Source organism: Cryobacterium sp. 10I1, assembly GCF_035019805.1.
GTDB classification, from domain to species: Bacteria; Actinomycetota; Actinomycetes; order Actinomycetales; family Microbacteriaceae; genus Cryobacterium; species Cryobacterium glucosi.
In genome coordinates this window covers 1-8,179 of record NZ_JASJVF010000151.1, presented here as the reverse complement: position 1 = coordinate 8,179, position 8,179 = coordinate 1, and the positions used below count along the sequence as shown (strand labels likewise).

At 69.0% G+C, this 8,179-nt stretch carries 7 protein-coding genes and 1 pseudogene; 2 read left to right on the top strand and 6 right to left on the bottom strand.

Translation table 11 applies throughout. The features are described 5' to 3' along the window. Window positions 1–49 precede the first annotated feature (49 nt). Window positions 50–439, bottom strand: a complete 390-nt coding sequence (locus QN345_RS12790) for a biotin/lipoyl-binding protein (protein ID WP_323508714.1) — start codon at window positions 437–439, stop codon at window positions 50–52. A gap of 171 nt (window positions 440–610) precedes the next feature. Here QN345_RS12790 and QN345_RS12785 point away from each other — a divergent pair, with 171 nt between their 5' ends. Next, window positions 611–1,099: a YajQ family cyclic di-GMP-binding protein gene (locus tag QN345_RS12785; RefSeq protein WP_134448794.1), complete on the top strand. Its 489-nt coding sequence runs from the start codon at window positions 611–613 to the stop codon at window positions 1,097–1,099. A gap of 123 nt (window positions 1,100–1,222) precedes the next feature. Here the strand turns inward: QN345_RS12785 and QN345_RS12780 are convergent, their stop codons facing one another. From QN345_RS12780 to ubiE, 3 genes are read right to left on the bottom strand one after another with little or no spacing between them, the layout of a single operon-like run. Further along, window positions 1,223–2,683 carry an FAD-dependent oxidoreductase gene (locus QN345_RS12780; RefSeq protein ID WP_134448793.1) on the bottom strand — a complete coding sequence of 487 codons (1,461 nt, stop codon included), beginning with the start codon at window positions 2,681–2,683 and terminating at the stop codon, window positions 1,223–1,225. A gap of 10 nt (window positions 2,684–2,693) precedes the next feature. Then, on the bottom strand, window positions 2,694–3,764 hold the full coding sequence (locus tag QN345_RS12775; protein ID WP_134558656.1) for a polyprenyl synthetase family protein: 1,071 nt from the start codon (window positions 3,762–3,764) through the stop codon (window positions 2,694–2,696). A gap of 30 nt (window positions 3,765–3,794) precedes the next feature. Continuing rightward, complete coding sequence (ubiE, locus tag QN345_RS12770; RefSeq protein ID WP_166787350.1) at window positions 3,795–4,520, bottom strand: bifunctional demethylmenaquinone methyltransferase/2-methoxy-6-polyprenyl-1,4-benzoquinol methylase UbiE; 726 nt, start codon at window positions 4,518–4,520, stop codon at window positions 3,795–3,797. Between the two features lie 113 nt (window positions 4,521–4,633). On the opposite strand from ubiE, the gene QN345_RS12765 reads away from it, so the two are divergent. Beyond that, a complete protein-coding gene (locus tag QN345_RS12765; RefSeq protein ID WP_322136988.1) occupies window positions 4,634–5,860 on the top strand; it encodes an isochorismate synthase in 1,227 nt (408 codons plus the stop codon). Window positions 5,861–6,005: 145 nt separating this feature from the next. Here the strand turns inward: QN345_RS12765 and QN345_RS12760 are convergent, their stop codons facing one another. Further along, complete coding sequence (locus tag QN345_RS12760) at window positions 6,006–6,881, bottom strand: polyphosphate kinase 2 family protein (RefSeq protein WP_322188609.1); 876 nt, start codon at window positions 6,879–6,881, stop codon at window positions 6,006–6,008. A 77-nt stretch (window positions 6,882–6,958) separates the two neighbouring features. Continuing rightward, a pseudogene (locus QN345_RS12755) lies at window positions 6,959–8,179 on the bottom strand (2-succinyl-5-enolpyruvyl-6-hydroxy-3-cyclohexene-1-carboxylate synthase); the annotation flags it as partial.

Genomic DNA, 8,179 nt, shown 5'->3' with positions numbered 1-8,179 from the left:
GGCTGATCGAGCTCTTCACCGATGGCGTGCCCACGGTCTGCCTCTCGCTCTACCTCACGCCGCACACGCTCGCGGTCGCGAGCGTCGCCTGCGCTTCGAGCACGGCGGCGTCGAGGCTGAGCGTGTCGACGGTTGCGAGCACCTGGCCAGCGGTCACGGTGGTCCCCGCGACGACCGGCACGGCCGTGACGGTACCGGACACGGCGAAGCTGACCGAGTCGTTCACGGTCGGGGTCGCGGTGCCGTCGCTGTCGACGGTCTTCTGCATGGTCGTCAGGCTCGCTGCGGTGGTGATGGGAGCGGCGACCGTGGACTTGGTGTTCGCCGGAACGGCGAATCCGAACCAGTAGATGCTGCCGCCCGCGAGGGCGAGCACGATGACGCCGGCAACCACCCAGGTTCGTGGGCGGATGTGCGTGAGAAACTGTGGCCGTTTCATGGTCTCCTCGATAGCTCGTGCGCGGCTTCTGACTGCCGCGTCGGCAACGGTACGCAGCAGGGCTATGGCCGCGGCCTCCAGCGGCTATCAGTTCCCGATGAGCCCGGCATGCCCGGTGCGTGAGCCGGTGTGCGGATGCCGGGCGAAGCATCCGCCGATAACATTGCTGTCATGGCAGACTCAACGTTCGACATCGTCAGCAAGGTCGACCCGATGGAGGTCGACAACGCCCTCAACCAGGCCCACAAGGAAGTCGCGCAGCGCTACGACTTCAAGAACGTCGGCGCCTCGATCGAGATGAGCGGCGAGAAGGTGCTCATGAAGGCGAACTCGGAGGAGCGTGTCAAGGCGATCCTCGAAGTCTTCGAGTCCAAGCTCATCAAGCGCGGCATCTCGCTGCGCAGCCTCGACGCGGGCGACCCGTACGCCTCCGGCAAGGAATTCCGGATCGAGGCCTCGATGAAGGCCGGCATCGACCAGGAGAACGCGAAGAAGATCGGCAAGATCATTCGCGACGAGGGCCCCAAGGGCGTCAAGAGCCAGATCCAGGGCGATGAGCTGCGCGTGAGCTCGAAGAGCCGCGACGACCTGCAGGCCACGATGGCGCTGCTCAAGGGCAAGGACCTCGACGTCGCCCTGCAGTTCGTCAACTTCCGGTAGGCATCGGGGCATCCTTGTGACGCCGTTCCACAATATGGCGCTGATGAGCCCGGACACCACCGCAGCGGACGTCGACGCCCACCTCGCCGTGTTCGGCGAGGTGGGCAGCGAACTGCTCGGGTTCTAGGCCGAGGCGGTCACTGCTGCTGGCGCGACGGCGCGGGAGATGGCGACCATCTCGTCGCGCGGCACGACCTTGATCCGCACCCGACCCTCGGCCGCGCCGAGCGCCTGCTCGTGCTGGTCGAGGCGGTGCCAGCCGTCGAGGTTCGTGTAGTCGACACCGCGTTCCTCGAGGAGCGCGACGACGCTCTCCTCCGACGGGGATTCGGGCCGCCACCAGTTGCCGAGATCGTTGATCAGGTGCCGCACGGTCTCCATCGCGTCGGACTTGGTGTGCCCGATCAGGCCGACAGGCCCGCGCTTGATCCACCCGGTCGCGTACACGCCGTAGAGCTGCTGGTTGGCGCTCCCCGCACCGGACGACGGGTCGCCCTTGGAGAGCACCTGCCCCTCGCGGTTCGGGATCACGCCGTGCTTCTTGTCGAACGGCACCCCGGGCAGCGGCGAGCCGAAGTACCCGACCGCGCGGTACACGGCCTGCACCGGCAGCTCGCGGATCTCCCCCGTGCCCACGACGCCGCCCTGGCCGTCCGGCGCTGTGCGTTCGTAGCGGATGCCGCCGACCCGGCCTGTGCCGTCGTCGATGAGTTCTAGGGGCTTGGCGAAGAAGTGCAGGTGCAGCCGGCGGCTCGCGCCCGCCTGCGGGTCCTCGGCGAGCTTGTGGGCGCGTTCGCGCCATTTGCCGAGCACCTTGTCGATCACGAACACCTGCTTGTTGCTCGCAACGGCGGCGCGCGCGGCGTCGTCGTAGTCGAAGTCCTCGTCGTAGACGACGATGTCGACGTCGGGCAGTTCGCCGAGCTCACGCAGTTCGAGGGGCGTGAACTTCACGGATGTCGGTCCGCGACGCCCGAAGATGTGCACGTCGGTCACGGGTGAGGCCTTGAGCCCGTCGTAGACGTTCGCCGGGATCTCGGTGGGCAGCAGGTCGTCCGCGTGCTTCGCGAGGATCCGAGCCACGTCGAGGGCCACGTTTCCGTTGCCGATCACGGCGACCTGCTTCGCTTCGAGCGGCCAGGTGCGCGGGTAGTCGGGGTGGCCGTCGAACCAGCTCACGAACTTGGCGGCGCCGTAGGAGCCGACGAGGTCGATGCCGGGGATCCTGAGGTCGGCGTCGCGCACGGCGCCGGTCGCGAAGATGACCGCGTTGTAGTGCTTCCTGAGGTCGTCGAGCGTGATGTCGACCCCGAAGCGCACGTTTCCGAAGATGCGGATGTCGCCGCGGTCGAGCACGTCGCGCAGGGCGGTGATGATGCCCTTGATGCGGGGGTGGTCCGGCGCGACCCCGTAGCGTACGAGCCCGTACGGCGCGGGGAGGTGGTCGAACAGGTCGATCGAGACCTCGAAGTTGCGTTCCGCCTTGAGCAGGATATCCGCGGCGTAGATGCCGGCCGGCCCTGCCCCGACGATCGCCAGGCGCAGCTTCGCGGGTTGCTGGTCGGTGGGGCGCTTCTCGGTCATGACGACCTTTCTAACTTGAACGCTCGACGATCGTGTCGGCGAATCGGGTCAGCGCCTTCTTGACGGACCCGTCGGGCAGGGGAGCGAGGGAAGCAACGGCGTCGTGTGCCCAGCCGTGGGCCTCTGAGAGGGTCTGCGCGGTCACCTCGTGGTCGCGCAGCGCGGCAATCGCGGAGTCGGCCGCCTCTGAGCGGGTGCCCTGGCTGCTCATGACGTCCCGCTCGAGCCGCTCGAGCAGGGCCGCGGATGCCGGCTCGTCGGCGGCGCGCTCGCGGAGCCTGAGCAGGGGCAGGGTGGCGACCCCGGCACGCAGGTCGGTGCCTGGCACCTTCCCGGTCGCCTCGGGCTGCGGGGACAGGTCGAGCACGTCGTCGATGAGCTGGAACGCGACGCCGATTTTCTCGCCGAAGCTCACGAGGGGCTGTTCGAATTCGTCGGGCGCATCCGAGAAGATGATGCCGGCCTGGGCCGCTGCCGCGATGAGCGAACCGGTCTTGTCCGCGAGTACCGAGATGTAGTGCTCGATCGGGTCGTCGCCCGCGTGCGGGCCGACGGTCTCGTGCAGCTGCCCCATGACGAGGCGTTCGAAGGTGTCGGCCTGCAGGCGGATGGCCCGCTCGCCGAGCTTGGCCATCAGCTGGCTCGCCCTGGCGAACAGCAGGTCGCCGGTGAGGATCGCGACCGAGTTTCCCCAGACCGTCTGGGCGCTCGGGACGCCGCGGCGCTGGCCGGAGTCGTCCATGACGTCGTCGTGGTAGAGCGAGGCGAGGTGGGTGATCTCGATCGCCGTCGACGCGGTCACGACGTCGGTGATCCCACCGCTGCCGAGGTGGGCGGTGAGGAGGGCAAGCATCGGGCGAACCCGCTTGCCGCCGGCTTCGAGGAGGTACCGGGTGGTGACGCTTGCGATCTCGTCTGCGAAGACGATCTCGGCGAAGAGGCTCGCCTCGACCCGCTCGAGACCGGCGTCGATTCCGGCGGCAAGGCCCCGGTCATCCGCTGTCGAGAAGATTCGATCGCTGAGGCCGATCTGGCTCGTCACGGAGGAGCCGCGCCGGAACAGGGGAAGACTCGGTTTCACTCTGACAGCCTATCCATTGGGTGGGGAGTTTCAGTCGGCGGGGACTGCCGCGGGGGCGGCCTTGACGCCGCGGTGCAGCGCCACGATTCCGAGGGTGAGGTTCTTGTAGGCGACGGACTCGTACCCGGCTTCGCGGAGCCATCCGCTCAGCACGGGCTGGGTCGGCCAGGCGGCGATCGATTCGCCGAGATAGTCGTACGCCTCGGCGTTCGAGGAGGCGAGCTTGACGACCCGGGGCATCACCTGGTTGAGGTAGGCGAAATAGGCGCTGCGGATGACCGGGTTCGGCGGGGTGGAGAACTCGCAGATGACGACCCTGCCGCCGGGCTTGGTGACGCGGAAGAACTCGGCGAGCGCCTTGCGCGGTTCCACGACGTTGCGGAGGCCGAAGGAGATCGTGACGGCGTCGAATTCGTTGTCGGCGAAGGGAAGCGCCGTGGCGTCGGCCTGGACGAACTCGACGAGCGGGTTGCCCGCTTGGCGTTCGCGGCCGACCGCGATCATGCCGGCGGAGAAATCGGCGGCGACGACGTGGGCGCCGGTGTGGGTCAGCGCGACGCTCGAGGTGCCGGTGCCCGCGGCGATGTCGAGGATGCGCTCGCCGGCCTGGGGGTTGACGGCGCGGGTCGCCTGGAGCCGCCACAGGGCGGCGTTTCCGACCGAGAGCACCGCGTTCGTGCGGTCGTAATGCGTCGACACCTGATCGAACATGGCAGCGACCTGCTCCGGCTGCTTACTGAGGTCTGCTCTGTTCACTCCAACAGTCTAGGTTGCCGTTCCCCGGTGATCCTGCGAAGCCGGTGATAGGGGCAGTCTGGAGTCCGGGAAGCCGGTCGTCGTGGCGGCTGGCATAGGCTGGGCAAGTGAATGTGCAGGCCCTAACGGTTGAAACCACTCCCATTGCCGACATTCGACAACTGGTCCTTCTCCTCGACGCCCAGAAGCCGCTGCTCTGGATGCGCCGCAACCAGGGCCTCGCCGGCCTCGGCTCAGCGCTGCGGCTCGAATTCTCGGGCCCGACCCGCATGACGGATGCCGCGAGTGCGTGGCGGGACGTCGTCGCCGCTGCGACGGTGACCGATCCCCTCGCGCGAACGGGCACCGGCCTGCTGGCGTTCGGAACGTTCGCCTTCGACGACGAATCCGCCGAGACGAGCGTGCTGCTCGTTCCGGAGGTCATCGTCGGACGTGAGGACGGTCTCTGCTGGGTCACCCGGATCTGGCCGACCGGAGGCACCCCTCCGGAAATTCCGGTGGCGCTGCATCCGCTGGGCACGGAGTACCGGATCTCGCTGCTCTCGGGCACGCTGCGGCCCGAGGCATACAAGGCAGCCGTCGATGAGGCGGTCGTGCGTCTCTCGGCCGGCGAGGTGAACAAGGTCGTGCTCGCCCGCGACCTCCGCGGCCACCTTCCGGCGAAGTCGGACCTCCGCCGCACGATCAGCGAACTCGCCCTCGGCTACCCGGACTGCTGGACCTACGCCGTCGACGGACTCGTCGGGTCGAGCCCCGAAACCCTGATCCGCGCCGACCACGGCGAGGTCAACGCCCGGGTGCTCGCCGGGACCGTCTCGCGCGGCGCCGACGCCGCAGCGGACCTCGAGGCCGCCGCCGCGCTCGCGACGAGCGCGAAGGACGGCGACGAACACGCCTTCGCGGTGCAGAGCGTGCTCGCCTCGCTGCGCCCGCATACCTCGCACCTGCTCACGAGCGAGCTGCCGTTCACGGTCAAGCTCCCGAACCTCTGGCACCTCGCGACGGATGTCGAGGGAACCCTCTCCGACGGATCGACCTCCCTCGACCTCATCGCCGCCATGCACCCGACGGCGGCAGTCGCGGGAACGCCGACGCAGGCAGCGCTTGCGCTCATCCGCGAACTCGAGCCCTTCGACCGCGGCCGGTATGCCGGGCCGGTCGGCTGGGTCGGAGCGGACGGCGACGGCGAATGGGCGATCGCGCTGCGCTGCGCCCAGGTCACTCCCGGCGGCGACGTCACGGCATACGCCGGCTGCGGCATCGTGCTCGGTTCAGAGCCCGACCGCGAGCTCGCCGAGACCCGGATGAAGTTCCGCCCCATCGTCGAGGCCTTCGGCTAACTCCCCCTCCTCCTCCGCTGCGCTCTGCGCTCAGCGCTCAGCGCCGTGAACCGCGAGAGCACACTTATGGCCCTAAAGACGACCCCATAAGGGCCGATTTCGTACTCTCGCGGGATGAACGGGAGGAGTGGGCGGATGGGGCGGGTCAGGTGGCTGCGAGGCGCGCCTTTTCGGCGTCGACGTCGAAGGCGGCGGGCGGCCAGTCGAGGTCCAGACGCTCGAGGGCATCGATCAGCAGGTGCTGCACGGCGAGGCGCGCGTACCACTTCTTGCCCGCGGGAACGACGAACCACGGCGCGTCGGGGGTCGAGGTGCGTTCGAGGGCGAGCTGGTATGCCGTCTGGTAGTCGGCCCAGCGCATCCGCTCGTCGACGTCGCCCGGGTTGTACTTCCAGTGCTTGTCCGGGCGTTCGAGGCGCTCCAGCAGCCGCTCTTTCTGGTCTGCCGAGCTGATCTGCAGCATGACCTTGACGATCGTGGTTCCGTCGTCGACGAGATCCTGCTCGAACTGGCGGATCTGCCCGTACCTGGCCTCGATCTCTTCGGCGGGGGCGAGCTCGTGCACGCGGGCGATCAGCACATCCTCGTAGTGCGAACGGTCGAAGACCCCGATCAGGCCGGGACCCGGCACGCGGCTCCGCACCCGCCAGAGGAAGTCGTGCGCGCGTTCTTCCGCTGTCGGTGCCTTGAACGCGGTGAGGCGCACACCCTGCGGGTCGACGGACCCGACGACGTGCCGCACGATGCCGCCCTTCCCTGCGGTGTCCATGGCCTGCAGCACGAGGAGTACCTTGCGGCCTCCGCCGTCATCAGCCGCGGCCCGGCTGTTGGCGTAGAGCTTCTCCTGAAGCGAATCGAGCAGGCCGACACCCGAGGCCAGCGCCTTGTCGGCGTTCTTCTTCGCGACGCCGTCGAAACCAGGGGTCGCGTCGGGGTCGACGGAGGCGAGCCGGAATCCGGGGCCGACGCGGAGCGTCTCGATCGGGTCTGAGTCCCAGAACTTGTGGTCGAGCCCGCTCATGATGATGCACCCTTCGTCGAAAATTGCAGGAAGACTGACACTGTGCAGCCGGGCCCTCGCGAGGCCATGCAGAAAACCTAGCGCGTGAGCGGCACCTCGAGCAGGCTCGGTCCGAGCGGCGGCGCGGTGAGCGCCCGCTCGAGCTCGCTGCGGGTCGCCGCCCGGTCGTATTCCCAGCCGTATGCTGCGGCGAGCGCGGAGAGGTCGACGCCCTGCGGTGTGTAGAGCACCCTGCTGATCAAGTCGTCGGGGGCGGATGCCGCGACCTCGAGCCCGTCGAAAATGGTTCCGCCACCGTCGTTGCCGACGATGACCTGCAGCCGCGCCCGCGCCTCGCCCGGGACCAGGAGCATCGATCCCGCGTCGTGCAACAGGGCGAGGTCGCCGAGGAGCAGCCGGGTCGTTCCGGTCGAGCGCGGTTCGCTGCCGTGCTGGAACGCCTGGCTCGCGAGCGCGATACCCGTCGCGGTCGAGATGGTGCCGTCGATGCCCGCGAGGCCCCGGTTCGAGTGCACGGAGATCTTCTTGCCCGGCACCCGCCGGTCCGCCTCGCGGATCAACCGGGACGCGCCGAGCACCAGCCGGTCGTGCGGCCAGGAGGCCCGCCAGACGGCGTCGACGAGCATGCTCCGGGTGACGGGAGCGCGGAGGGCTGCGAATTCGGCGCGCGTCATCCCGTGGGCGCCGAAGGGGACATCCGCGTCTTCGGTCGCCGCGTCGAGAACGCGCCGGCTCGACATCACCCAGCTGCCGAGCCAGGCCCGGCCGTCGCGGGTTTCCGCCTCGGACGAAGCGGATGCGCCGACACGCGCCGTGCGGGCGAACGTGCGCACCCGGTGCCCAGGGTTGTACCACTCGGCGCCGGTCGGGGCCACGACGATCGTCTCGACGTCGTCCCGCTGGATGAGGGCCGGGACTTCCCGGCTCAGCGACGGATGTCCGAACACGATCACGCGCTCGACCCTGCCGCCGAAGTCCTCGGCCTGCAGCAGCTCACGGTATGCGGCCACGAGATTCGGCCCGAAGCGGGCGTTGCTCGACACCTCCGCGAGCAGTGGCCAGCCTCCGGCCCGGGCGAACTCCTCTGCAGCACTCCCCGCGCCTGTGCCGGCGACCACGACGGTGCGCAGCCCCCCGTCGACGACGAGTGCGGCCTGGTCACCCGTCACCACGTCACCGCTCACCGCGAAAGCGGGTGAGCCGTCGGTCTGGCCGTGGCTCAGCGGCGGCTCAGTCGTCGTCGCGGCCGGGACCGGCTCCAGGAGGAGCGCATCCGCCAGATGGAGCAGGAGCTCGCC